28 protein-coding genes and 1 other RNA gene are annotated in these 24,869 nt (G+C 60.4%); 18 read left to right on the top strand and 11 right to left on the bottom strand.

The features are described 5' to 3' along the window. The first annotated feature begins 34 nt into the window (after nt 1–34). Nucleotides 35–202, top strand: a complete 168-nt coding sequence (locus Q376_RS24700) for a hypothetical protein (RefSeq protein ID WP_155834173.1) — start codon at nt 35–37, stop codon at nt 200–202. A 116-nt stretch (nt 203–318) separates the two neighbouring features. Here the strand turns inward: Q376_RS24700 and dnaJ are convergent, their stop codons facing one another. The 3 genes from dnaJ to grpE form a co-directional block, all read right to left on the bottom strand. Beyond that, nucleotides 319–1,464, bottom strand: a complete 1,146-nt coding sequence (dnaJ, locus tag Q376_RS0106150; protein WP_027349582.1) for a molecular chaperone DnaJ — start codon at nt 1,462–1,464, stop codon at nt 319–321. Between the two features lie 219 nt (nt 1,465–1,683). Beyond that, nucleotides 1,684–3,615, bottom strand: coding sequence for a molecular chaperone DnaK (gene dnaK, locus Q376_RS0106145; protein WP_027349581.1), 1,932 nt, complete (start codon nt 3,613–3,615; stop codon nt 1,684–1,686). Between the two features lie 184 nt (nt 3,616–3,799). Continuing rightward, nucleotides 3,800–4,432, bottom strand: coding sequence for a nucleotide exchange factor GrpE (gene grpE, locus Q376_RS0106140; protein ID WP_027349580.1), 633 nt, complete (start codon nt 4,430–4,432; stop codon nt 3,800–3,802). Nucleotides 4,433–4,711: 279 nt separating this feature from the next. Between grpE and recN the strand changes: the two genes are divergently transcribed. Further along, nucleotides 4,712–6,391, top strand: a complete 1,680-nt coding sequence (gene recN, locus Q376_RS0106135) for a DNA repair protein RecN (protein ID WP_027349579.1) — start codon at nt 4,712–4,714, stop codon at nt 6,389–6,391. A gap of 132 nt (nt 6,392–6,523) precedes the next feature. Here recN and fur read toward each other — a convergent pair whose 3' ends face one another. Then, the gene (fur, locus tag Q376_RS0106130; protein WP_027349578.1) at nt 6,524–6,979 is read right to left on the bottom strand and encodes a ferric iron uptake transcriptional regulator; all 456 of its coding nucleotides are present in this window, start codon (nt 6,977–6,979) and stop codon (nt 6,524–6,526) included. A 74-nt stretch (nt 6,980–7,053) separates the two neighbouring features. On the opposite strand from fur, the gene Q376_RS0106125 reads away from it, so the two are divergent. Then, nucleotides 7,054–7,485: an outer membrane protein assembly factor BamE gene (locus Q376_RS0106125; protein ID WP_027349577.1), complete on the top strand. Its 432-nt coding sequence runs from the start codon at nt 7,054–7,056 to the stop codon at nt 7,483–7,485. Between the two features lie 13 nt (nt 7,486–7,498). Here Q376_RS0106125 and Q376_RS0106120 read toward each other — a convergent pair whose 3' ends face one another. Beyond that, complete coding sequence (locus tag Q376_RS0106120) at nt 7,499–7,801, bottom strand: RnfH family protein (protein ID WP_162177886.1); 303 nt, start codon at nt 7,799–7,801, stop codon at nt 7,499–7,501. Beyond that, on the bottom strand, nt 7,791–8,225 hold the full coding sequence (locus Q376_RS0106115) for a type II toxin-antitoxin system RatA family toxin (RefSeq protein ID WP_027349575.1): 435 nt from the start codon (nt 8,223–8,225) through the stop codon (nt 7,791–7,793). Before Q376_RS0106115 ends, Q376_RS0106120 begins: the two co-directional genes overlap by 11 nt. 202 nt (nt 8,226–8,427) lie before the next feature. Here Q376_RS0106115 and smpB point away from each other — a divergent pair, with 202 nt between their 5' ends. Together smpB and ssrA are read left to right on the top strand one after the other, a co-directional pair. Further along, nucleotides 8,428–8,907: an SsrA-binding protein SmpB gene (gene smpB, locus Q376_RS0106110; RefSeq protein WP_027349574.1), complete on the top strand. Its 480-nt coding sequence runs from the start codon at nt 8,428–8,430 to the stop codon at nt 8,905–8,907. A 103-nt stretch (nt 8,908–9,010) separates the two neighbouring features. Further along, nucleotides 9,011–9,393: a transfer-messenger RNA gene (gene ssrA, locus Q376_RS24225) on the top strand. Between the two features lie 287 nt (nt 9,394–9,680). On the opposite strand, the gene Q376_RS0106105 is transcribed toward ssrA, so the two are convergent. From Q376_RS0106105 to Q376_RS0106080, 5 genes are all read right to left on the bottom strand, one after another. Further along, complete coding sequence (locus Q376_RS0106105; protein WP_027349573.1) at nt 9,681–10,112, bottom strand: hypothetical protein; 432 nt, start codon at nt 10,110–10,112, stop codon at nt 9,681–9,683. Beyond that, complete coding sequence (locus Q376_RS0106100) at nt 10,109–11,464, bottom strand: recombinase family protein (RefSeq protein ID WP_027349572.1); 1,356 nt, start codon at nt 11,462–11,464, stop codon at nt 10,109–10,111. The genes Q376_RS0106105 and Q376_RS0106100 overlap by 4 nt, the downstream gene beginning before the upstream one ends. Next, complete coding sequence (locus Q376_RS0106095) at nt 11,461–11,967, bottom strand: DUF2924 domain-containing protein (protein ID WP_052364993.1); 507 nt, start codon at nt 11,965–11,967, stop codon at nt 11,461–11,463. Before Q376_RS0106095 ends, Q376_RS0106100 begins: the two co-directional genes overlap by 4 nt. Nucleotides 11,968–12,314: 347 nt before the next feature. Beyond that, nucleotides 12,315–13,226 (bottom strand): ImmA/IrrE family metallo-endopeptidase, encoded by a 912-nt coding sequence (locus Q376_RS0106085; RefSeq protein ID WP_027349569.1) that lies wholly within the window; start codon nt 13,224–13,226, stop codon nt 12,315–12,317. Further along, nucleotides 13,223–13,543 carry a helix-turn-helix domain-containing protein gene (locus Q376_RS0106080; protein ID WP_027349568.1) on the bottom strand — a complete coding sequence of 107 codons (321 nt, stop codon included), beginning with the start codon at nt 13,541–13,543 and terminating at the stop codon, nt 13,223–13,225. Before Q376_RS0106080 ends, Q376_RS0106085 begins: the two co-directional genes overlap by 4 nt. A 209-nt stretch (nt 13,544–13,752) precedes the next feature. On the opposite strand from Q376_RS0106080, the gene Q376_RS0106075 reads away from it, so the two are divergent. The 13 genes from Q376_RS0106075 (at nt 13,753) to Q376_RS0106015 (ending at nt 24,845) form a co-directional block, all read left to right on the top strand. After that, nucleotides 13,753–14,985 (top strand): hypothetical protein, encoded by a 1,233-nt coding sequence (locus Q376_RS0106075; protein ID WP_027349567.1) that lies wholly within the window; start codon nt 13,753–13,755, stop codon nt 14,983–14,985. Further along, entirely contained in the window at nt 14,948–15,952 is a 1,005-nt protein-coding gene (locus Q376_RS0106070; RefSeq protein WP_027349566.1) for a hypothetical protein, read from the top strand. The genes Q376_RS0106075 and Q376_RS0106070 overlap by 38 nt, the downstream gene beginning before the upstream one ends. 179 nt (nt 15,953–16,131) lie before the next feature. After that, nucleotides 16,132–16,344, top strand: a complete 213-nt coding sequence (locus Q376_RS0106065) for a helix-turn-helix transcriptional regulator (protein WP_027349565.1) — start codon at nt 16,132–16,134, stop codon at nt 16,342–16,344. Then, nucleotides 16,341–16,811, top strand: a complete 471-nt coding sequence (locus tag Q376_RS0106060) for a hypothetical protein (protein ID WP_027349564.1) — start codon at nt 16,341–16,343, stop codon at nt 16,809–16,811. The genes Q376_RS0106065 and Q376_RS0106060 overlap by 4 nt, the downstream gene beginning before the upstream one ends. A 5-nt stretch (nt 16,812–16,816) precedes the next feature. Further along, the gene (locus Q376_RS0106055) at nt 16,817–17,131 is read left to right on the top strand and encodes a hypothetical protein (protein ID WP_027349563.1); all 315 of its coding nucleotides are present in this window, start codon (nt 16,817–16,819) and stop codon (nt 17,129–17,131) included. Further along, on the top strand, nt 17,128–18,003 hold the full coding sequence (locus tag Q376_RS0106050; RefSeq protein ID WP_027349562.1) for an ATP-binding protein: 876 nt from the start codon (nt 17,128–17,130) through the stop codon (nt 18,001–18,003). Before Q376_RS0106055 ends, Q376_RS0106050 begins: the two co-directional genes overlap by 4 nt. A 2-nt stretch (nt 18,004–18,005) precedes the next feature. Beyond that, nucleotides 18,006–18,614: a hypothetical protein gene (locus tag Q376_RS0106045; RefSeq protein WP_043446452.1), complete on the top strand. Its 609-nt coding sequence runs from the start codon at nt 18,006–18,008 to the stop codon at nt 18,612–18,614. Nucleotides 18,615–18,626: 12 nt separating this feature from the next. After that, on the top strand, nt 18,627–20,303 hold the full coding sequence (locus tag Q376_RS0106040) for a DEAD/DEAH box helicase (RefSeq protein WP_027349560.1): 1,677 nt from the start codon (nt 18,627–18,629) through the stop codon (nt 20,301–20,303). Then, nucleotides 20,300–20,722 carry a DUF6511 domain-containing protein gene (locus tag Q376_RS0106035; RefSeq protein WP_027349559.1) on the top strand — a complete coding sequence of 141 codons (423 nt, stop codon included), beginning with the start codon at nt 20,300–20,302 and terminating at the stop codon, nt 20,720–20,722. The genes Q376_RS0106040 and Q376_RS0106035 overlap by 4 nt, the downstream gene beginning before the upstream one ends. Continuing rightward, nucleotides 20,722–21,477 (top strand): PD-(D/E)XK nuclease family protein, encoded by a 756-nt coding sequence (locus tag Q376_RS0106030; RefSeq protein WP_027349558.1) that lies wholly within the window; start codon nt 20,722–20,724, stop codon nt 21,475–21,477. The genes Q376_RS0106035 and Q376_RS0106030 overlap by 1 nt, the downstream gene beginning before the upstream one ends. Further along, on the top strand, nt 21,462–23,663 hold the full coding sequence (locus tag Q376_RS0106025; RefSeq protein WP_245598911.1) for an AAA family ATPase: 2,202 nt from the start codon (nt 21,462–21,464) through the stop codon (nt 23,661–23,663). The genes Q376_RS0106030 and Q376_RS0106025 overlap by 16 nt, the downstream gene beginning before the upstream one ends. A gap of 314 nt (nt 23,664–23,977) precedes the next feature. Next, a complete protein-coding gene (locus Q376_RS0106020) occupies nt 23,978–24,448 on the top strand; it encodes a crossover junction endodeoxyribonuclease RuvC (RefSeq protein WP_027349556.1) in 471 nt (156 codons plus the stop codon). Then, on the top strand, nt 24,441–24,845 hold the full coding sequence (locus tag Q376_RS0106015) for a DUF6362 family protein (protein ID WP_027349555.1): 405 nt from the start codon (nt 24,441–24,443) through the stop codon (nt 24,843–24,845). Before Q376_RS0106020 ends, Q376_RS0106015 begins: the two co-directional genes overlap by 8 nt. Nucleotides 24,846–24,869: the final 24 nt, after the last annotated feature.

Genomic DNA, 24,869 nt, shown 5'->3' with positions numbered 1-24,869 from the left:
GTCACCTTTCAATCTCAGGAATGGAGTCCTAATGATGAAGCCTCTCTCCCTTGCCTTCGCCGCGCTCGGTTTCGTCGTCCTCGCCGGCTGCGCCAGCCAGAGCGAGTCAACGATCGATGACTCCCCAACCTCACAAACCGGCAATACGCCGGCACAAACCACGCCGTCCACCGTCGACAGCGCTGAGACCAGCTCGCCCTGAACGGGCAGCCCGCTCTGAACGAAAGGGACGGCGATAGAATGACAAAGCCCCGGCTCTGAACTGACCAACTTCTGGGGGGCAGTTCAGAGCCGGGGCTTTTTCAGTTGGCGTGACGCTCAGGGACGCATGTCCTCGAAGAACTTCTTCACCCCGTCGAACCATCCGCTCTTACGGGGAGAATGCTTGGTGCCGGTACCGTCGAGGCTCTCCTGGAAAGCACGCAGCAGCTCCTTCTGGCTCTCGTTGAGATTCACCGGGGTCTCTAGCACGACCTTGCACATCAGGTCCCCCGGCACGCCACCGCGCACCGGCTTGACACCCTTGCCGCGAAGCCGGAACTGCTTGCCGGTCTGGGTCTCCGGCGGGATCTTGAGCTTGACCCGACCTTCCAGAGTCGGTACCTCGAGCTCGCCACCCAAGGTGGCATCGACGAAGTTGATCGGTACCTCGCAGTAGAGATCGCGCCCATCACGCTCGAAGATCGGGTGTGGCTTGATCGCTATCTGGACGTAGAGATCGCCAGAGGGACCGCCATTGACGCCACCTTCACCCTCGCCGTTGAGCCTGATTCGATCACCGCTGTCGACACCGGCCGGAATCTTCACTGACAGGGTTCGAGTCTCACGCACCCGGCCTTCGCCGTGGCACTGCACGCAAGGCGTCTCGACCACCTCACCGCGACCGTGGCAGGACGGGCAGGTCTGCTGCACGGCGAAGAAGCCCTGCTGCATGCGCACCTGCCCCATGCCGTTGCAGGTCGGACAGCTACGCTTCTTGGTACCCGGCTCGGCGCCGTCGCCATGGCAATGGCCGCACTCGGCGAGCCTTGGAATGCGAATGTCGACGCTGGTGCCAGCGACCGCCTCTTCGAGCTCGATCTCGAGGTTGTAGCGCAGATCCGAGCCACGCGCGGCGGAGTTGGGACCACGCCCGCGCCCACCTGCGCCGAAGATATCGCCGAACACATCGCCGAAGATATCGCTGAAGCCGCCCGCGCCGGCGCCAAAGCCACCTGCCCCGAATCCGCCTGCCTGACCATCGACACCGGCATGGCCGAACTGGTCGTAGGCGGCGCGCTTTTCTTGGTCCGAGAGCACTTCGTAGGCTTCGGATACCTCGCGGAACTTGGCTGCGGCGCTGTCATCGTCCGGATTGCGGTCGGGATGATATTTCTGCGCCAAGCGACGATAGGCTTTCTTGATCTCTTTCTGATCGGTGGATCGATCGACACCGAGTACTTCGTAATAGTCACGTTTCGACATGGGTCTATCGGCCTCCAGATAGCCGCCTAGGCCTCGTGCGCAAGCTCGGTGAGCACCTCACAAGAGCCATGAGAGTCAGTCAGGTTCGTTCAGGGCGATGCAGCGCTCGCCAATAGTTGCAAGAAGTGCACCATCCATGGCTGCATCACGCGAAACGGCGCGGAAGCAGGGGCTTCCGCGCCATCGCTCGAAGCTGAGCGGCGAGACCGCCTTCGCTCCTTACTGTTTCTTGTCGTCCTTGACCTCTTCGTACTCAGCGTCGACGACATCGTCTTCTTTCTTGCCGCCCTGCTGAGCCTGATCGGTGCCAGCGGACTCACCGCCCTGCTGGGCCTGCTCGGCGTAGAGCTTCTGAGCCAGCGCGCCGGAAGCCTCGGTGAGGGTATCGAGCTTGGCCTGGATCGCATCCTTGTCGTCGCCTTTCAGCGCTTCCTCGAGATCCTTGATCGCCGTCTCGATCCGCTCTTTCTCACCTGCCTCGGCCTTGTCACCCGCCTCTTCGAGCGTCTTGCGAGTGGCATGGATCATGCCGTCGGCCTGGTTGCGCAGCTGTACCAGCTCCTCGAACTTCTTGTCCTCGGCCTGGTGAGCCTCGGCGTCGCGAACCATCTGATCGATCTCCTCTTCGGAGAGGCCGCCAGAGGCCTTGATCACGATGGACTGCTCCTTGTTGGTCGCCTTGTCCTTGGCCGACACATTGAGGATGCCGTTAGCGTCGATGTCGAACGCCACCTCGATCTGCGGCATGCCGCGCGGTGCCGGCGGAATGTCGGAAAGATCGAAACGACCCAGCGACTTGTTCTGCGCAGCCTGCTTGCGCTCACCCTGCAGCACGTGGATGGTCACGGCCGTCTGGTTGTCCTCGGCGGTGGAGAAGGTCTGGGTCTTCTTGGTCGGGATGGTGGTGTTCTTCTCGATCAGAGCGGTCATCACCCCGCCCATCGTCTCGATACCCAGCGTCAGCGGGGTGACGTCGAGCAGCAGGACGTCCTTGACGTCGCCACCGAGCACACCGCCCTGGATCGCCGCCCCCATCGCTACCGCTTCATCCGGGTTGACGTCCTTGCGCGCTTCCTTGCCGAAGAACTCAGCGACCTTCTGCTGCACCATCGGCATGCGGGTCTGGCCACCGACCAGGATCACATCGTCGATTTCGGAAGCCGAAAGGCCGGCATCGGCCAGCGCCGTCTTACACGGTGCCAGCGAACGCTGCACCAGATCCTCGACCAGCGACTCGAGCTTGGCCCGGGAGACCTTGACGTTGAGGTGCTTGGGCCCGGTCTGGTCGGCGGTGATGTAGGGCAGGTTGACGTCGGTCTGCTGCGCGCTCGACAGCTCGATCTTGGCCTTTTCCGCTGCTTCTTTGAGGCGCTGCATCGCCAGCGAGTCGCCGGACAGATCGATACCACTGTCGGCCTTGAACTGGCTGACCAGATAGTCGATCAGCTTGATGTCGAAGTCTTCGCCACCGAGGAAGGTGTCCCCGTTGGTCGCGAGCACTTCGAACTGGGTCTCGCCGTCGACGTCCGCGACCTCGATGATCGAGATGTCGAAGGTACCACCACCGAGGTCGTAGACCGCGATGGTCTTGTCACCACGCGCCTTGTCCATGCCATAGGCCAGCGCCGCGGCGGTCGGCTCGTTGATGATCCGTTTGACGTCGAGCCCGGCGATGCGCCCGGCATCCTTGGTCGCCTGGCGCTGGGAGTCGTTGAAGTAGGCCGGCACCGTGATGACGGCTTCGGTAACCGTTTCACCGAGGTAGTCCTCGGCGGTCTTCTTCATTTTCTTCAGGACTTCGGCGCTGATCTGCGGCGGCGCCATCTTTTTGTCCTTGACCTGCACCCAAGCGTCGCCGTTATCGGCCTCGACGATCTTGTAGGGCACCATTTTGATGTCTTTCTGCACCACATCATCGCTGAATTTGCGACCGATCAGGCGCTTGACCGCGTAGAGGGTGTTGGTCGGATTGGTCACCGCCTGACGCTTGGCGGCCTGGCCTACCAGCGTCTCGCCATCGTCGGTATAAGCGATGATCGAAGGAGTGGTACGACCACCTTCAGCGTTTTCGATCACGCGCGTCTTGTCACCGTCGAGCACCGCGACGCAAGAGTTGGTGGTGCCCAGGTCGATACCGATGATACGTCCCATTAGATTCACCTCGAGTCTTTGAGCTTTGCGGCGGCTAACCGCTGACCATTCAATTGATGATTGCGCGAACGTCTTTGCGTGATATTCGGCAGTGACGAACCTTCTACCTTGCCGTGTCACACCACCTTGTTGCTTGGCTATATAAGGGCGCCGCGCGGGCTTTCAAGGGTAGTGCTGCGATTCCTCAGGGTGCCTTGCTGACCACGACCATCGCCGGGCGCACCAGACGATCGTTGAGCAGGTAGCCTTTCTGCAGCACTTCGATCACGGTATTCGGATCCACCGCGGGATTCGGCACCATCGCCATCGCCTCGTGATACTGCGGATCGAAAGGCTCGCCCTGGGGGTCGAGCACCGAGACACCGGCCTTGCGCAGTGCGTCGAGCTGCATGTCGCGCGTCATCCTCACCCCCTCCCGATGCACCTCGGCGACCGATTCGTCCTGCAGGCTCTCGAGCGCCTTGTCGAGGCTATCGACTACCGGCAGCAGGCTGCCGACGAACTTCTCGAGCGCGAACTTACGCGCCTTGTCGACTTCCTGGTCGGCACGGCGGCGGGCGTTCTGCGCCTCCGCAGCGGCGCGCAGCGCCTGGTCACGGGCACCTGCGAGTTCGGCTTCGAGCTCCTCGACGCGGGCAGTGAGCTGATCGAGCTCGTCGCTACCGCCGACCGCCTGGTCTTCCACGCTCAGCTCGTCCTCGACCGACAGACCGGGATCGAGCGTCTCGTCGATCTCCAGCGGCTGCGGCTCGGCATCGCGCTCGGCGCGGGCGAGTTCTTCGTCGACTTGCTGCGGATTCTGTGGATCACGGGCCATCTTCACTACTCCTGACGCAATCTCGTTGATGATCGAGGCCGCTCGGCGCGCGCACCAAGCAGGCTGATTGAAGGGGTGTCGAACTTCCTTTCCGCTCAGCCGTTCGTTCGATGGACTCAAACATGGGGTTGGTGGGTGTCGATCTCAAGCCGCCAAAGCGCACGGAGAGGACTGTATGAATCGACACCGCCGGGGTGTAACATCGCCAATGACTGTACGCATGCACATGAAACCAAGATGTCGCCAAGGCGACGCACCATGTGATCAGGAGGAGCGTCCATGCTGACCCAGCTCACGATCCGCGACTATGCCATCGTCGATCGACTCGAACTCGACTTCCATCGCGGCATGACCGCGATCACCGGAGAGACCGGCGCGGGCAAATCGATCCTGCTCGATGCGCTATCGCTGTGTCTCGGCGAGCGCGCGGACGCGGGCAGCGTACGTCACGGTACCGAACGCGCCGAGCTCTCCGCTCGCTTCGATATTTCCCGGCTGCCCGAGGCCCGGGAGTGGCTGGAGGCGCGGGAGCTCGGCAGCGACGACTGCCTGCTGCGCAGGGTGATTTCGAGCGGCGGGCGCACCAAGGCCTGGATCAACGGCTCCCCCTGCACGATCGCCGACCTCAAGGCCCTCGGAGAGAGGCTGATCGATATCCACGCCCAGCACGCGCATCAGTCGCTGCTGCGAGAACAGCAGCACCAGCGACTGCTCGACGAATACGCCGGGATCACAGCCGAAGTCGACGAGCTGCGCGGGATGCACCGCGACTGGTCGCTGCTGCGCAAACGGCTCAGGCAGGCCCAGGAGAGCGGCGACGAGATCCAGGCCCGGCGCCAGCTGCTGCGCTACCAGGTCGAGGAGCTCGACACCCTCGGACTCGGCGAAGGCGAGCTGGAACGCCTGGAGGAAGAGCAGACGTCCCTAGCCCATGCGGAGCAGTCGCTCAGCGAGGCGCAGCTGGCGCTACGCTGCTGCGAGGATGATGAAGAAGGCGCTCTTGCGCGCCTTTTGAGGGCGCGCAGCGGCCTCGCCGAACTGCCGGGCAGCGATCGCGGGGCGCTGGCCGCGGCGCTATCGCTGCTCGAGGAGGCCAGCATCCAGATCGAAGAGGCCGGCCGCGAGCTCAACCGTTTCGTCGATGCCACCGAGCTCGATCCCGCCCGGCTCGCCGAGGTCGACAGCCGGCTCGGCGACGTCCACCGCATCGCCCGCAAGCACCATGTGATGCCGGACGAAGTGGTCGAACTGCATCGCCGCCTGGCGGACGAACTGGCCCAGCTCGAGGTCGGTGACGACGACCTTGAAGCGCTGGCCCTGAAGACCCGGCAGCTGCGTGACGAGTGGCGCACCCTCGCCCAGCGGATCTCCGATATCCGTCAGCGCAAGGCGTGCGAGCTCGGCGAACAGATCCAGGCACAGCTCGCCTTCCTCGGCATGGAAAAGGCTCGCTTCGAAGTGGCGGTCTCACCTCGCGATAGCGCCCAGCCGGAAGGCATCGATCAGGTCCAGTTTCGAATCAGCGCGAACCCCGGACAGCCTCCCCGAGCGCTCAACAAGATCGCTTCCGGCGGTGAACTCTCCCGCATCAGCCTTGCCATCCAAGTGGTGGCCGCACGCCACAGCACCATTCCCACGCTGGTCTTCGACGAAGTCGACGTCGGCATATCGGGCGCCACCGCGGAAATCGTCGGCCAGCTCCTGCGCGGGCTCGGCGAGCGTGATGCCCAGATTCTCTGCGTCACCCATCTGCCACAGGTGGCCGCACAGGGACACCAGCACCTGCATATCGAGAAGCAGGCCACCGACGAATCCACTCTGACTCAGATGGCGCTTCTCGACGAGAGCGGGCGCATCCGGGAGCTGGCCCGGATGCTGGGCGGCGTCCATCTCTCCGAGCGCACCCTCGCTCACGCCCACGAGATGCTCAGCGCCGGGCAGCACGCGGCTCAGCACTGAGCAGCGATGCCGGGCGATGAGCCTGAATCTTCACGCGCCCTGCTCACCGCCCCGTTGACAGGTGACGAACGGCCCAACGAAAACCGCCGCTTCCGAGGAAGCGGCGGTTTCATCGAACACTACGAAGCGGACTCAGCCGCCTCGGCGTGAAACGCCATCCTGACGAGTGGCTTTCGAGCCCTTCGGACGCACGTACAGCACCAAGGCATGATCGACGAGCTCATAGCCCCGCTCCTCGGCGAGCTCACGCTGGCGACGCTCGATGTCGTGATCGAAGAACTCGATCACCTCTCCCGTCTCCAGGCAAAGCATATGGTCGTGATGATCTTCCTGGGAAAGCTCGAATACCGCGTGACCACCGTCGAAATTGTGACGCACGACGAGCCCCGCAGCCTCGAACTGAGTCAACACGCGATAGACTGTGGCGAGGCCGACATCCTCGCCCGCCTCAAGCAGAGAGCGATAGACGTCTTCCGCGCTCATGTGGAGATCCTCTTCTCGAGTCGCCTCGAGAATTTGCAGAATCTTCACGCGCGGCAAGGTGACCTTTAGGCCGGCCTTGCGTAATTCCTGGTTCCTGTCGGCCATGGGATGCTCTTCGCAGTCGCTGGATGTATCGGGTATGATCGACCAACGCAAACGATATGGAAAGTCAGGGGCAAATGCAAAATTCGATCAGAATCGTCACCCTTTGCTGTGTGATCAGCTTGATCGGTGGCTGCGGGTTTTTCAGCGTCTATAAACGCGACCAGCCCCAGGGTAATCTAATTACTCCCGAGATGGTGCAACAGGTCCAACAAGGCATGACTCGCGAACAGGTCACCTACATCATGGGTGCACCGCTCATGGACAATCCGTTCGATGCCGACCAGTGGGACTACGTTTACCAGCTGCACACCGCTGATGGACAGGTCTACGACAAGCGCGTCAGCCTTTACTTCCAGGATGACCGGGTATCGTACATCGACACCTCAGGCGACATAGGCACAGCCCCGCCAGCCAGGGAGCAGGCTCCGCCCGCAAGCGAGGCCACCACTACTCCGCTGCAACCAGTCAGTCCGATCCAATCACCCACGCCCAGCGCGGGCGAGTGAGGACGGCGGACCGTTAGCGATCTTTGGCCCGCGCCCGGCGGGCCGATTTGGGATCCACCTTGAGCGGTGAATAAACTTCGATTCGGTCTCCATTGGAGACCGTTTCCGTTTCGGGCTCGCGTATTCGCTCACCGAAGACACCAAGCGGCGCCTCAGCCAGCCAGCGCTCATCCGCCACGCCAAGCGCACCGCCTCGTCCGGCCATGACGAAGGCCTGGCGTATCGTAGTACCCGCGGCAACGCTTAGGCTCACAAGGCGCTGTTCGCCTCCTGCCGCGAGCGCGATTTCCACCCTGATGTTTTCTTCAGCCACCATGAACCTGATCCGCACGCCGGGTAAAGGCATCCACCAACTGCCCGGCCACTTGGCCGAACAGCTGTCCGAAAGCCATACCCAGCAAGCGGTTGGAGAAATCGAACCGCATCTCCAGCGTCACCCTGCAGCTCTCATCGCTCAGCGGCTCGAAACGCCAATAGCCATCGAGGCTCTTGAACGGGCCTTTGACCAGTGACAGATCGATACGCTCAGGGGCGTGGAGATCGTTGCGGGTGACGACGCTCTGCTTGATTCCCCCTTTGGCAAGGGTCATCTCACCGATCAGGTAGTCGTCGGTGCGCTCGATCAATCGCGCCGCGCGGCATCCAGGGAGGAATTGTGGGTAGCTTTCGAAATCGTTGACCAAGTCGAACATCTGTCGACTGGAGTGCCGCACCAACGCGGTCCTTTTCACCGTAGGCATGCGCCCTCCGCTGACGACGTCGCGATGACCGGGTATCATCGCCCGCCTGTTCCAGGTTCAAAGCCTTGAATGATACCATGCTGCCCCCATCCTGCTGGTAGCGCAGCATGCGATGCCAGTAGCGCGACGTGCTTTGTTCGGCCGCTCGCGGATCAAGCCGCATCGTCCGACTCCCTACTTTGTTTCCGACTCGCGAGGTCTCATGGGCAAGAAGAAAGGCCAAGCGCCGGGCAGCAATCTCATTGCCCAGAATCGCAAGGCGCGACACGAATACCATATCGAAGAAACCTTCGAAGCGGGCTTGGCCCTCGCGGGATGGGAAGTGAAGAGCCTGCGGGCCGGCAAGGGACAGCTCACCGATACCTACATACTGGTCAAGAATGGCGAGGCCTGGCTGCTCGGTTCCCACATCGCACCGCTACCGACCGCCAGCACCCACAACGTCCCAGAGCCAGACCGCACCCGTAAGCTCCTGCTGCACAAGAAAGAGGTCGCCAGGATCTTTTCACGCACCCAGGACAAGGGCCACACCTGCGTCCCCCTGCGCCTCTACTGGAAGGGCCACCTGGTCAAGTGCGAGCTCGCGCTGGTGGTCGGCAAGAAACTGCACGACAAACGCGCCGCGGAAAAGAACCGCGACTGGGAACGCCAGAAAGGACGCATCATGCGGGAGAGCCGCTGATGCGAGAGCATGGGGTTGAAAAGGACTCGATCAGCCCCATTATCCGATTACAGCGCAGCCGCATTGGCCTGGATCACGCCATCTGCTATGCTCGCTGAGTTTCGGGGGCGTTATGGATTCGACGCTGGTGGCAAATCCCGAGGTGCATGCCGAGAGCGTAACGTATCTCGTTAATAAAACGTTACAAATGATATAGTCGCAAACGACGAAACCTATGCTCAGAAAGGTGCTCTCGCAGCCTAAACCTGCTTGAAAACCTGTTCTACCCGAAAGCGATGTGCCCATTCATCGCGGACGGGCGTGAGCTAAAACTGATGGGATCGTGTTCGTGGGTGCCTTCTCCTCGAATGCTAAATCTTAGAAGGCTCGCGTCAGCGGATCCTGCCCGTCGGAGCCGATGACGTTAGATCAAAAGACGGAACTAAGCATGTAGAGCCAACGGACGAGTGCCGGCGGACGCGGGTTCAACTCCCGCCGCCTCCACCAACATCAAAACCCCAACTGTTATCAGTTGGGGTTTTTTCTTGCCTGATCGCGCCGGTTCCCGCGTGTTGTCGAGAGTTCCTGCGGAAGCCTGTGGACTTCGCCAACCGCCCGATCTGGCCGTTCCGGGCAACATTTCACTCTCTCCTCGCCATTCCTCGCTCCGACCTCGCTCCCTGAAACCGGCCCGAAGTCCGCAAAGGCCACAACTCAGGCACTTATATATCAATGGGTTACGTCCGGACGAATCAAACGGTTGGATTGCAGCTTCGGCAGGCGAAGGAGACGGATCATAGTCCGACCTTCGCCCGCTGCTCATCCCACAGCGCTGGCGGATCAACTGCCAGATCGAACAACGTGACATGGTTCGGCAGTGTGTCGTCCAGGATGGCGGCCACGATGTCAGGTGCCAGCGTGGTCAGGTTGACCATCCGGCTGACGTAGCTGTTATCGATACCCTCACGCACCGCGATCTCCTTCAGCGTTTTTGCCTCGCCTGATTCGAGCATCGCCAGCCAGCGATGCCCCCTTGCCAACGCCAGCTGCACCGACGTCGGAGTCACGTCCCACGGCCTCACCGGTGCGGTTTCACCATTTGGCAAAGTGACCAGCTTTCGACCACTGCGGCGTTTGATCTGAATCGGCACGGACAAGGTCAGCCTTCCGTCACTCGCCTCAACAATGTCCGGCTCACCGGTCTTCTGAATGCGGATGTCGCTCATGCCATTGCCTCCTGCTGTTGATCTACTGATTCTGGACGAAGCTCCAACACCAGCCGTTCGATGCCGTTGGCGCGCAGCCGCACTTCAAGATCGTTGGGGGACACGATGACCTTTTCCACCAGTAGCTTGACGATCCGACTCTGCTCGGCGGGGAACAGTTGATCCCAAATCATGTCGAGCCGGGTCATGGCCACTGTAACCTTGGCTTCGTCCAAGGTCGGATCAAGTTGGATCGCCTGCGGCAACATCTCACCCAAGAGGTTTGGGGCTCGCAAGATCGCGCGCAGTTGATCAAGTACCGCTGACTCGAGCTCTGCTGCGGGCAGGCGCGGCAGGCCCGAGGCACCCGCATGCTCTTTGGCATCGCGCTGGGGCACATAGTAGCGGTACCGACGGCCATTCTTCTTGGTGGTATGCCACGGCGACAATGCTCGGCCATCATTGCCGAATACGATGCCCTTGAGCAGATAGGGAACCTTGGCGCGTGTTGCATTGCCGCGAACCCGCCCGTTGGTGGCCAGAATCGCACGAGCGCTGTCCCACAGCTCCTGGTCGATGATGGGCAGATGCTCTGCTTGAAACCACTGATCTTTATGTCTCAACTCACCAAGGTAGGTACGATTGCCAAGAATTTTGTAGACGTGGCCTTTATCGATCGGCCTGCCCTCTCTGGTTCGGCCCTCCTTCGTGACCCAAGATTTTGACGTCACACCGTCGAGCTTCAACTCCTTAACCAATAACGTCGTGGAACCAAGCTCAACAAAACGCTGAAAGATATGGCGAATCAGCTTGGCCTCGCGCTCATTGGGCACCAACCGGCGGTTTGCCACGTCGTATCCAAGTGGTGGTATGCCTCCCATCCACATACCCTTACGCTTGCTGGCCGCGATCTTGTCGCGGATACGCTCACCGGTGACCTCGCGTTCGAACTGAGCAAACGACAGCAGGATGTTCAGCATCAACCGACCCATAGAGGTCGTCGTGTTGAACTGCTGGGTGACCGACACGAAGGATACGCCGTAGCGCTCGAACACCTCGACCATCTTGGAAAAGTCCGTCAGGCTGCGTGTCAGGCGGTCGATCTTGTAGATAACGACCACGTCGATCATCCCCGCCTCGATGTCCGCCATCATCCGTTTGAGGGCTGGGCGCTCCATATTGCCGCCGGAGAAGGCCGGATCATCGTAGTCATCAGCTACGGGTATCCAGCCCTCGGAGCGTTGACTGGCGATGTAGGCATGACCCGCATCGCGCTGGGCATCAATGGAGTTGTATTCCTGGTCCAGCCCCTCGTCGGTGGATTTTCGCGTATAGACCGCGCAGCGCATCCGGCGCTTCAGGACCTCGCTCATTGTCCACCTCTCTTTTTCGAAGATGCCTTGGTCCTGGCGTTTGATGGCGGCCTGAGCCCAAAGAATAACGGCCCCGACCAGCGCATGCCGGTGATCTCACGAGCGATCATCGAGAGGCTGGGGAACATCCGGCCCTGAAAGTCGTACTGGCCGTCGGCGGTCGTAATCACGCGATACTCGACCCCCTTATATTCACGAACCAGCACTGTGCCAGCAGCCGGACGGTAATCACGGTCACGCTTTCTCACCTTCCCGGTTTCAACCAGAGAGGCGATGCGACGCCGGTTACGATCCAGCAGGTTGGCGTCAACCTTGCGAAACGCTACTTCTTGCAGCTTGTACGCGATACGGCGCTCAAGAAACTGGCGATTGTGGGTTGGCGTTTCGCCACCGACCAGTTGCTGCCAAAGCGCTCTGATCTCTGCCATTGACAGCTCGGGCAAGCCGGCGACTTGTGCGGCCACCGAAGGTGGCATTGAAGACTTGGGTGTTTGCATGCTCATTTCGACTCCGTAGTGGTCTTGTTGACGGGGTCTGTATGAACGCGCTGGTTAGCAGAGAAGCCAAGCTCAAACTCGCCCTCTCCAGCACTGGGTGCGGACTGCTCCTTGCTAGTCATGCGCAGGCGCGCCAGGCCGTGGGCCAGCAACGACGCGACCTCATGGCGACGCTGCTGTGGCGTCATCCGCTCTGGTAGTAAATGGTTTATTTGGTGCATTGGGAGCGACCCTCTCCGTCAAACTCACATACAGTGAAATTGTCCGGATGAAGGACCGCCAACGCCATGAGGGCGTTTCGAACGCCTGCGGACGAATGCGGGATAGTACGAAAAGCCGCGCGTCAGCGCCGACTATTTAACAGGAAACTGGCCGTTGCGAATGAAACGGTCGTAAGTATCTTCCTCTGGTTCTTCGTCGTCATGATGTGCCCCCTGCCATTCGGCTTCCGGAAGCAACAACAGTGTCAGCGTGTAGTCGTACTGACCCGCGACGCGTGTCATCTCCGTGACCGACATACCCGCAGGCTCACTGGCAAACCACGACTGTGCGTGCCCGGTCTGGATATCAGCTCCTCCAAAAGCATTGAAACTGTGCGCGAGGGCGTCGTGAGGCAGTTCGATAGTGTTCTTGCGGGTCGCGAAGTAAGCGCCAGACTTCAGGGCCGACTTGCTCGACTTGGCCCAGAGCATATGGTCGTCCCGACTCGCCACCAGCACCGCCCGCATAGGTGCAATCTCTACCCAACGCAGGGCCGCAGCCGTCAAGGAAACCCCGTACCGATCGGCGCAATGGCCCAGCAGATCAAAGCTGACTGGCTGCCTATCCACCTGACGCCTGAAGTCATCCAACGGCATCAGCAAGGTCGAGGCGAACAAATCCGCCTCAGCTTCGATGTCACGACCGTTGTTGTCGCCAGTTTCAATGTCACCGTCACCACACTCGAAAAGGCTCTGCCGGTGACGGTGCAGGATGTAATGGCCGAACTCATGCGCAATGGTGAAGCGTTTTCGCCCCTCTGACGGTGTGGCACTGTTGTAGAGGATTAGCCACTTGGAACGTGTCTTGTTGGCTTTCAACAGACCGTCGAAATCATCCAGGTCTTCACCCTGAACCTTGGCAATCGGTGAATCCGAAAAACACTGGCGTGAATACTCCAGCGCCAGCTCATCCACCTTGACCGGAAAGCGCTCCACACCGAATACCGTATTCAGCATGACCGAGATGCGGTTGGCCTCGGCCATGGGCTTTTTGACAATCGTCATTCGTCGTCCCAGGCATCGAGAATCTTGCGGATCTTCTTCTTGTCCGGCTCCGACATAGTTTTGTACTTGCGGAAGAAGGCTTCATCGACCACCGCCTCATCGGGTGTGGTCGTTGCCTCGGTCAGCAGGAACTCCGCTGTGACTTCCAGTACAGCAGCGATTTTGCCAATTTTTTCAGCCGATGGTTTCGGATCGTCCTTGTTCTCCAGCTCCCAGATGTAGCTCTTGCTGGAGTCCGTCCTCTCGGCTAACTGATCAAGGCTGAGCTTCTTTTGCTTCCGCAACATACGGATTTTGTCCCCCAGGGGTGATGGCACCGATCTCTCCTCATATGTTCGCATCAGGCCGCAAATAGTACCACCACGCCGAACAAATTCGTACCTGCTTGACAAACCCATCATGAGCACTGACAATCGAATTTGTTCGGCATACCGAACGACATCAATCTGCACACCCCGATACGAAGAAAAAGGGGCCGGAAGGGCAGATACCAACCCTAGCGACGATCCCATAAGAGGGTATGTAGATGAACGATGCAGAGAACTTAAGCAAGCTCCTAAGCCACCTGCCACCCGAGGTGTTTCACTCATTCATGGTGGACGAGTTCCGCTTGAGCATGCCGGAACCGGAAAAAAAGAAGCCAAAAAAAGAGCAGCGTGCGCGAATGGAGGAAGTTCTCGCCACCATTGGGGTGAGGGCACGACAACAGATCGAAGAGGTGGCTGAACGTATTGTTCTCTTGTCGGACGGCCCAGGCCAGGACGTCATCGACGGCTTCAAGGAGGAAATCTTCGACGAAGTTGCTCGGGAAGAATTCGCTGCAATCCCAAACCAGTACCAACGGGCGCTGTGGCTGCACACTAATGAACCCATGATCTTCGAGGAAGCTCTGAACGCCCGACAGGCCGACGTATTCCGGCAAAGTACTTCCTGCTACTCCGGCTTCATGGCCCCCGCCAACCTTGAAGTATTGGACGATGATGCGACCAAGGCCGCATTCCACCAAACCGTTGCACAACAACTCGGATGCTCCAATGACGCTGTTGCCGTGCAGATTTTCAGGCGGCTACGGCCCGATACGCAAACCGGCGATGACGTAGAGCTTTATCAGATCAGTATCCACCACAACCGTCCGCCGGTGATTGAGGACTACGTTCAACACAGCGAGTTGGTTCACCAGGAAGTGATTCGGGCCATCTCGTCACACATCACATACGAACCCGCGAATGGCCACCTTGAGGTGCTGTCGAAAGACACGGCTGGCCGAGAAACGCTCGCGCGTACGGTAGCGGACTCACTGCTTCAGTCACCCATCACTGGCGAGAAGATCCCGCTCAAGCAGTATGACTATCAAAGCCTCACTGCACCGAGAAACTTTGATATTGCCGATGAACCGGCAGTGGCATCGGTCAAGGTTGTCGAGCTTGGTTACACCGCTGCCAACGGCCGCTCGCTCTTGGTGAAAATTCGGGCCAAGGACGTAGATGACATCTATGTGGCTGCCAAGTCATTGATCGGCCCCACCTTTGACTTCAGTGACCATCACCTGACCTACGCCAAACTGTCTATCAAACTAAAAAAGATTGGGAAAGATCGTGCCCGTACAGTGAACGTCATCCTGCGTGGCGACAACAACTGCAATATCAAGACTAAGCGGGAAAAAGATCGAGTCCTGTGCGACCGCCTGCTGGCCAAATGGCATCTGGTGAAGGAGATCGGGGATGGCGTCAAAACTCCTATCGACACCGTCGCTGCTTGATCTGATCGATCTGTTCGAGCAGTCCGGTCAGCCGATTGCCAACGGCGATGGACAGCGGCTGTACGGTGTGCCCGGCTGGAGTTTGCGACGCAAAGCCGCACTTTCTAATAGTGATTTGTCCACCTGGACTGAGCGCGTCGGTTACGCAGCTTGCTATCCGGCCCCTTGTGGCGATGAGCCCATCTGGGTGGACATCGAGGAAGACGATGATCCGGAGCAATACCGGTACCGCTGCCCGGAAACTTTCCGCACGAAATACATCGCAGCTGAAACGGTTGCCGTCCGCGCTGTCACTGCCCAAAAGTTTCTGAACTACCTGGCAGATCTTCTGGACATCCCTCAGGCACTACGACGCGGTATCACCGCAGCAGCCATCGATGGCTCTCTCTGGAACCTCGGAAAGACGCGCGTCGGACGAGTCCATCTCGATGTTTGGCTCGTCCGTGGTTTCGCGACACGGGTCGCTGATGTCTTCCAGCACTTTGAGCAAGCCGCCCTGCCAGATATGGGTCTCATCTTCACTCTGGGTTCGCCGCTGCCTACGGTGATCCGCCCTCCCAGGAACTACCGGGTCATCCCGTTCGACAGTGTGTTAGCGCGACACAGCCCCAACCCGACAATCGACACCGACTTGCTCCATCGCTTATTGCTTGCGCCACCAGGAGAGACCGTCGAGCACTCGCCTGCGGTGAGGTTCGATGAATTTACCAGCACGCTGCACATCACCACCCGATCAATTGAGCCTTGGAAAGTCAGCGGTCCCAAGCAAGCCGCTGCGGTGCAGTACCTGGCCGAGCAGTTTGCCAAGGGGCGCCACCGCGTTTCTGCAGGGGATATCTTGGTCGCTGCTCATGGGTCGCGGGAGGCCGCGCGCGGTAAGCGGGTTGCGAGCATCTTCAGTGGCAACACCCAGTGGCGTGATTACATCGCGCATGACGACGCTGGATACGGCATCAAACTGGAATAGGCCAGCACCATTCGTAGCCACACACAACCGCCTTCGGGCGGTTTTTTGTTTTCTCGGCTCCCTTTTCCCCCTCAAAAGCTGTGCCCGTACATCAGCCCGTACATGGTGGCGGCAGACGCCCGTACACGCCAACTTCGAAACTGAGCTCACGAATTCGCAACAACCAGAAGGAGCGCATCGTGAGTATCAAACATCTGAATCAGGGCCAACTGGCCGACCGTTGGGGAGTCAGCGAAGCAACGCTTGAACGCTGGCGCTCCGAAGGCATCGGCCCGGTATTTCTGAAATTGCAGGGCCGCGTCGTATATCGCGCTGAGGACATTGAAGCGTTCGAAGCCGAAAGTCTGCGCAAGAGCACCTCCGAACGTGTCAATGCGGGAGGTGCGCTGTGAATCACCTTTTCCCGGACCACGTACTGACCACCCCGACCGGCGACCTTGCGGAACTGAGTGGCGAATCACTGTTTCGGCTCAAGAACGACGCAGCCGACTTTCTCGCACTCGCCAAAGCCATCACTGCACATATTGATCATGCGCTGGAGCTCAAGTACGCCGATCAGGCGCATCAGCTGCGCCTGGCCGCAGGCAAAGACACCGGCGTCGTCCACTTCGACGACGGGAACGTCCGCATCACCGCCGATCTGCCCAAGAAGATCGATTGGGATCAGAAGCGCCTTGCCGAGATTACCCAACGTATCGCAGCTAACGGTGACGATCCCGCCGAGTACGTCGAGATCAGATACCGCGTCTCCGAAACCAAGTTCAACGCGTGGCCGGAGTCGCTCAAGAGTGCATTCGCCCCCGCACGTACCATCAAAACCGGCAAGTCGGGCTTTCGTCTCGCGCTGCTACAGGAGTAATCGCCATGCAAACCAAGCTTACCCTGCTCGAACTGCTTCGCAAACAGCCGGAGATGTATCTCCGGGATCTACCTGAAACCATTCTAATCCCAGCGCTGGATGGCAACCGTCCCGACGAAATAATGCGTCGCCTCGAGGACGCCACCATCGATGACATAGCGTTCGCGATCCAAGGTCTGGAGTCCGAAGTCCGCGTTATCCATCGGCGCCTGAGTGGTCTGCGCGACTTGTATGAAATGGCCCGCAGGCGTGGCGCCCTCGGCATGACCACCGTAGCTAACGCGTTCGCGAACATCAGCACCGAGGAGGACAGTAAATGAGCCTCCCCATCATTACTGCAGATCAGCGATTGGTCGAGCACCGAGGCGTGAAAGGCGTGCTCGTCGGCAAGAGCGGTATCGGCAAGACCTCGCAACTCTGGACGCTGAAGCCCACCGCGACCTTGTTCTTTGATCTTGAAGCTGGAGATTTGGCTGTCGAGGGCTGGGCTGGCGACACAATCCGCCCGCGTACCTGGCAGGAGTGTCGTGATTTCGCGGTCTTTATCGGCGGGCCAAACCCCGCTTTGCGCGATGAGCAGCCGTTCAGCCAGGCCCACTTTGATGCCGTATGCGCGCGCTTCGGTGACCCGTCACTTCTGGACAAATACGAAACGGTATTCGTCGATTCGATCACCGTCGCGGGTCGACTTTGCCTGCAATGGTGCAAAGGGCAGCCGCAAGCCTACTCGGAGAAAACCGGCAAACCCGATAGCCGAGGCGCATACGGGCTGATGGGCCAGGAGATGATCGCCTGGCTGACTCACCTACAACACACGCGTGGCAAGAACGTCTGGTTCGTCGGCATCCTCGACGAGCGCTTGGATGACTTCAATCGCCGGGTGTTCTCACTGCAGATCGATGGATCCAAGACTGGCCTCGAGCTGCCCGGCATCGTCGATGAAGTCGTCACCCTGGCCGAGCTCAAGGCCGATGACGGCACCAGCTACCGCGCCTTCGTCTGCCACACGCTGAACGCATGGGGCTACCCCGCCAAGGATCGCTCCGGACGGCTCGATTCGATCGAAGAGCCGGACTTGGGCCGCCTGATGCAAAAGATCGCTGGCCCCGTCAGACCCGCCACCGAACGGCTCGACTTTGCACGCCCGGCGCCTGCCTCCACCCCCGAATCCACTTCGACTCAGGAGTCCTGATCATGAGTTACTTCGATTTCAATTCCGCCCCCGAACAAACCTCCTTCGACCTGATTCCCAAAGGCACGCTGGTACGCGTGCGCATGACCATCAAACCGGGCGGGTTCGATGATCCGTCGCAGGGATGGACCGGCGGCTATGCGACCCGTAACGATAACACCGGCTCGGTGTACCTGAACTGCGAGTTCGTGGTGATGGAGGGTGAGTTCGCCCGACGCAAGATGTGGTCACTGATCGGCCTGCACAGTGCCAAGGGCCCGGAGTGGGCCAACATGGGCCGCACCTTCATCAAGGCAATCCTTAATTCGGCGCGTGGCGTACACCCGGGCGACAACAGCCCCACCGCACAGAACGCCCGCCGCATCAGTGGCTTTGTAGACCTGGACGGAATCGAGTTCCTCGGCAAGGTCGATTGGGAAAAAGACCAGAACGGCCAGGATAAGAACGTCATCAAGACGGCGATCACGCCCGATCATAAGGATTACGCGGCACTCATGGCTGGGGCACAAGCAGCCACGACTCCAGCAAACTCCTCGACAAACGGATCGAATGCGTATGCCGAGGCTACAGGCCGCGCAACCGCACCGAGCCGTCCCAGCTGGGCTCAGTAAGGGGACGCCGCCATGATACTTCGCCCCCGTCAAACCCAACTGGTCGAGCGTTCGTTGGCGGCGCTCGACCAGCATGGCAACACGCTGTCTATTGGCCCCACCGGGTCAGGTAAAACCATCATGCTGTCGGCGGTGACCGGCAGCGTGTTGACCAACCCAGATGCCAAAGCCTGCATTCTCGCTCACCGCGACGAGCTCACCGGTCAGAACCTGACCAAGTTCGCGCGGGTCAACCCTGGCGTCAGCACCTCGGTGTTCGACGCCAAGGACAAATCCTGGGCCGGACGCGCCACCTTTGCAATGGTGCAAACGCTATCGCGTGACAATCATCTCGCCGCGATCCCGACCCTTGATCTGCTCGTAATTGATGAAGCCCATCACGCCGCCTCGGCGTCGTACCGTCGTGTGATTGACCGGGTGCGGGACAAAAATCCACGCGTCCAGATCTTCGGGGTGACGGCAACCCCAACCCGCAGTGACGGCAAAGGATTGCGGAAGGTATTCAGCAACGTCGCCGATCAGATCACGCTCGGTGAGCTGATCGCATCCGGTCATCTCGTGCCACCACGTACCTTCGTCATTGATGTCGGGGGGCAAGAGCAGTTAGCCCATGTACGTCGCACGGCTACCGACTTCGACATGACCGAAGTTGAGTCCATTCTCAACAAAACGCCCATCACCGATGCGGTGATTCGCCATTGGCGAGCAAAGGCCGGTGACCGCAAGACGATCGTGTTCTGTTCGACCGTGGCCCATGCCCAGTGTGTGCACCAGGCATTCCAGGATGCCGGGGTGTCCGCTGTCATCGTCCACGGAGAGCTCTCGGACGCAGAGCGAAAAGCACGTCTGGCCGATTACGAAACCGGCAGCGCGCAGGTCGTGGTCAATGTAGCTGTACTGACCGAAGGCTACGACTTCACCCCTACCTCCTGCGTGGTTCTACTTCGACCCAGCTCACACAAGTCGACGCTAACCCAAATGATCGGTCGCGGTCTGCGCACCATTGACCCCGCCGAACACCCTGGCGTGGTCAAGACCGACTGCGTGGTACTGGACTTCGGCACCGCGACACTGATGCACGGTTCTCTGGAGCAAGAGGTCAATCTTGACGGAACTCAACACTGTGGGGAGGCGCCCACCAAGGACTGCCCATCCTGCGACGCCAGTGTCCCGCTAGGCTGCCGAGAGTGCCCGCTGTGCGGCTTCGTGTGGGAGAGCGAACCCTCGGAGGAAGGCGAAGCTCTGGCCGATTTCGTGATGACCGAAATCGACCTGCTCAAACGCTCCAACTTCCGCTGGTGCGATCTATTCGGTTATGACGACGCGCTGATGGCGACCGGCTTCAACGCCTGGGGTGGAGTGTTCTTCCTGAATGGCCGCTGGCATGCAGTAGGCGGTGGCAAGGACGTGCAGCCGCGCTTGCTGGCAGTCGGCGATCGCACCGTCTGCATGGCCAAAGCCGATGACTGGCTCAACGATCGAGAGTCCGCTGACTCCGCACACAAGACTCGGCGCTGGCTCAACGAACCGCCGACTGCGAAGCAACTGCAGTATCTGCCACAGGCGATGCGCGCTGACTTTGGCATGACCCGCTATCAAGCCTCGGCGCTGCTGTCCTTCCAGTTCAACAAACCGTCGATTCAGCGCCTCGTGATAGCCGCCAACGATGCCCATCGGGAGGCCGCGTGAAATGTGCAGTCTGCTCCCGACAGGCCAAGGGTTTCGGCTACTTCAATCCACGTCTGCCGTGCAGCGACCCACGGCGCTATTCGAACCGATGGGTGTTCTGCTCCATGCGCTGCCAGAACGCCTTTTCACGGCTGATGGAAAAGACCGGAGGTCACATGATCGACCCGAGTGACATGGAGCTGACTGCCATGGCGTCCTGCCTGGCCCCGCTGGGTGAGTATGTGGGCTCCATCGGTATGCAGCGCCCGCTGGCAGACTACAGCAAAGACGAAGTGCTGATGCTGATCGACGTGGTGGTGACCGCCTTCCAGGAACACATGCTCGTCGAGCACGAGCGGAAGGCGGAGAAGGACCGCGCTTTTCTTGAGGAGCGACTAGCCCGCCAAGGCAAGTCTACTTCGACAGGGGTGCCGTTCTGATGCTGGACTTCAATCACCGCCCCAAGATCCACGAGCAGATCGGCGCGCTCATCGATACCGCGCTGAGGGCCGAGCGTGACACCCAACCCCGGCGCAACTACCTCGGCGCGTCGCGGTTGGGCGTTGCCTGCGAACGTGCGCTGCAATACGAGTATCTGCAGACACCGGTCGATCCTGGCCGGGACATACCGGGTCGCGTTCTGCGCGTCTTCGAGGTAGGCCACGTACTCGAAGAGTTGGCCATCCGCTGGCTACGCATGGCCAGATTCGATTTGTACACGCAAAAGGCCAGCGGCGGTCAGTTCGGCTTTTCCGTCGCGGGCGGTCGCATCCAAGGGCACGTCGATGGCGTGCTGAGCGGCGGTCCCGCAGAGCTAGGAATGAGCTATCCGGCCCTGTGGGAGTGCAAGACCATGAACGACCAGTCCTGGCGGGACACGGTCAAGCACGGCGTCAGCAAATCCAAACCGGTCTATGCCGCACAAATGGCCATCTATCAGGCCTACATGGAGACCAGCATTACGGGCATCTCTGCGAACCCGGCGTTGTTCACCGCCATCAATAAAGACTCCGAGGAGATCTGGTTCGAGCTGGTGCCGTTCGACGGCGGCCTGGCGCAGCGTATGTCCGATCGCGCGGTTCGGGTCATCACGGCAACGGATAGCCAGGAACTGCTGCCGCGCCATGCAACCACGCCAACGCATGTCGAGTGCAAGTTCTGCCCCTGGCAGGATCGCTGTTGGGGTTCGACATGATGGCCGAGAACATCATCTGGCTCGACTTCAATGACGCCCCCGAGCAGCGCGACGAACTGGCATCGGATACCGATGCGCTGCGTGCCGGGCTACTGGACCGGCTCGAAGCCGTTCTCCACTACCTATTTCCGCAGGGGCGCATCCGAGGCGGCAAGTTCTACGTCGGCGATGTCGATGGCAACCCTGGCAAGAGTCTGGTGGTTGAGCTGGACGGACCACGGCGCGGCCTGTGGAAGGACTTCTCCACCGACGAGGGCGGCGATGTCATCGATCTGTGGGCGCGGTCGCAGGGTTGCTCCGCACGCAGCGACTTCCCGCGCATCGCTGGCGAGATCCGACAGTGGCTCGGTCTTGCTACACCGAACATCACGCCGATGCGCCGCGATGTTCGCAGCGTGCCGATGGACGACCTCGGCGCTTACACCGCCAAGTGGGACTATCTCTCACCCGAGGGCGAACTGATCGCCTGCGTCTACCGCTACGACCCACCGACGGGCAAGGAGTACCGCCCCTGGGATGTTCGTGCCCGCATGTGGCGCGCGCCCGACCCCAGGCCGCTCTACAACCTCCCGGTCATCTCGAGGACACGAGAGGTCGTCCTGGTCGAAGGCGAGAAGTGTGCGGCTGCATTAATCGCTTGCGGCATTGCGGCCACCACCGCGATGAACGGCGCCAAGGCACCTGTCGACAAAACCGACTGGCATCCGTTGGCGGGGAAATCCGTGGTCATCTGGCCGGACCGGGATGCACCCGGCTGGGACTACGCCGAGAGCGCAGCGCGTGCTTGCGTGGCAGCGGGCAGCACATCAGTGGCCATCCTGGTGCCGCCCACCGACAAGCCGTCCAAGTGGGACGCCGCAGACGCTGTCGACGAAGGGCTCGACTGCGCGGCATTCATCGCCCAAGGCGAACGCCGCGTGGTCAGGGCGGCGGCTCCCTCCCTTCCCACCTTCACGCTCGGCGAACTGCTCTACGACGACTCGCCGCTGCCACCCGATCTGATCTCGCCGCGCGTGCTGACGCCCGCAGGCATGTTGGTGTTCGGCGGTGCGCCCAAGGTCGGCAAGAGTGACTTCCTGTTGTCATGGCTGGCCCACATGGCCGCTGGCGCAACCTTCCTCGGTATGCAGCCACCTCGCCCTCTGCGGGTGTTCTACCTGCAGGCAGAAGTGCAGTACCACTACCTGCGCGAGCGCGTGAAAGATGTCCGTCTGCCGTCCCACCGGCTGTTGGATGCCCGCGAAAACTTCGTGGCCACACCACAACTGCGTCTGGTGTTGGACGACGCGGGGCTGGCACAGGTGATCCCAGCGATCACTAATGCGTTCGGTGGCGCACCCCCTGACATCATCGCCATCGATCCCATCCGCAACGTGTTCGACGGCGGCGATGCCGGTGGTGAGAACGACAACGGCGCCATGTTGTTCTTCCTGTCGCAGCGGGTCGAGCGAATCCGTCAGGCGGTGAATCCGGATGCCGGAATCATCCTGGCCCATCACACCAAAAAGCTCGGCAAGAAGCAGTTCGAGGAAGACCCGTTCCAAGCATTGGCAGGCGCGGGCAGTCTGCGCGGCTACTACTCGACGGGGATGCTGCTGTTCCGGCCCGATGAAACTCGCACGATCCGCCAGCTAATTTATGAACTACGCAACGGTGCCGGTATCCCGCAGCGACATGTCGACAAGATCAATGGCGAATGGCGCGAAGTTGAGGCCAACGAACGACTGGTGATGAAAGACTACGGCGAACGCCTGGATGCCGAGCGCCGACGCAAGCGCGATGCAATCCTGCAGATCTTGTTCGAGGAAGCGGGAAGCGGACGTTGCTACACGGCTAATCAGTTCGCTGAGTCATTCGAGGGTAAAGCCGGACTCGGCGGCGGGCGCACTATCCGCGAACGGATCTCGGCACTCTCCACACAGGGCTACATCAAGTATTTCCGCAACGCGGCTGACTACGGTCTGCCCTCCAGCGGCCGCACCAAGTTCGGCTATCTCTGCGTCGAAGGCATGGTGCTGTGCACCCCCAGTGGCGATCCCGATCCCTGCACAGGCGAGTTGCTCATGCGCGAGCACACCGTGCTCCCCACCCACTACAAGTGCCCGCATTCTGGCGCCTCGATGCCCGTCGAGAACCCAGACGTGTGGGTCTACCACGATGAACTGAACGATCCGGAGGCCCCATGATTATTGCCCAATCGGCAGTTGGCAGTGCCGTTGCCAACTGCACTCCTTTCCTTGCCAACTACCCGCTGTTGGCAAACCCCTGCCAACTGGAAGTCCAGTCAGATCCAGGCATTGCAGGGAATGACCCGCAGTTGGCAGTTGGCATCGCTGCCAACTTGCCAACTGGCGTAAACCCGCGCCGTTGCTGGACCTTTTCCCTTTCTCCAGTTGGCGAAAACTCCCCCTCCTACTACGTAGGAGAGGGACCAAAAGGTCCCTCTACCCTACGTCGGGGACTTGTCGGCCACCCGGGCTCAGATCATCGGCGGCCATCCGTGCCCTCGATCCTGGCACTGGACCTTGGCACCGAGACTGGCTGGGCAGTACGCGATCGCGACGGCGCCGTGACCAGCGGAACGGAATCCTTCAAGCCGCAGCGATTTGAGGGTGGCGGCATGCGCTACCTGCGCTTCAAGCGCTGGCTCACCGACCTCAAGCAGTGCACCGATGGCATCGACCAGGTGGTCTTCGAAGAAGTCCGCCGCCACGCCGGTATCGACGCCGCCCACGCCTACGGCGGCTTCATGGGCCAGCTCACCGCGTGGTGCGAACACCACCAGATCCCGTACCAGGGCGTTCCGGTGGGCACGATCAAGAAGCACGCCACCGGCAAGGGCAACGCGAACAAGGATCAGATGATTGCTGCTATGCAGCTGCGCGGCCACGCCCCCCGCGATGATAACGAAGCCGATGCCCTTGCGCTGTTGTACTGGGTCATCGAAACGCAGGAGTGTCAGCATGGCTGAGTGGACTATCGAGAAAGTGGCAGACCGGTTCAGCGAAGCCGCACAAACTGCCCACCGCCTTCCTCCGGTTCGGGTTCAGGGGTACTTCAACTGCTGGCCCGCAATCAAACGCATGCCCTGGGAAAACCTCGGTGCTGAGCCGCCGATTTATCGCTTCCCTCCCGCCCCAGCTGCTATAGACCGAATGCTGGAGACCATACGCTGGGTGCAATGGCTGGAGGAAGAGCAGCGCCACCTTGTGTGGATGCGGGCACAACGCTATCCGTGGAAAGTAATCTGCCACCGCTTTGGCTGCAACCGCACCACCGCCTGGCGTCGCTGGCAGAAGGCATTGTCAGCTGTTGTCGAGCAACTGCAAACCACGACTGCACCTCAGTCGGCAATCAGCGAACATTGATTTTGCGTGTAGTTGCAAGCTATC

The sequence above is a fragment of the Halotalea alkalilenta DSM 17697 genome, assembly GCF_000621205.1.
GTDB classification, from domain to species: Bacteria; Pseudomonadota; Gammaproteobacteria; order Pseudomonadales; family Halomonadaceae; genus Halotalea; species Halotalea alkalilenta.
Note: the sequence above shows the minus strand (reverse complement) of the source record. Positions and strands in the feature narration are given on the sequence as shown.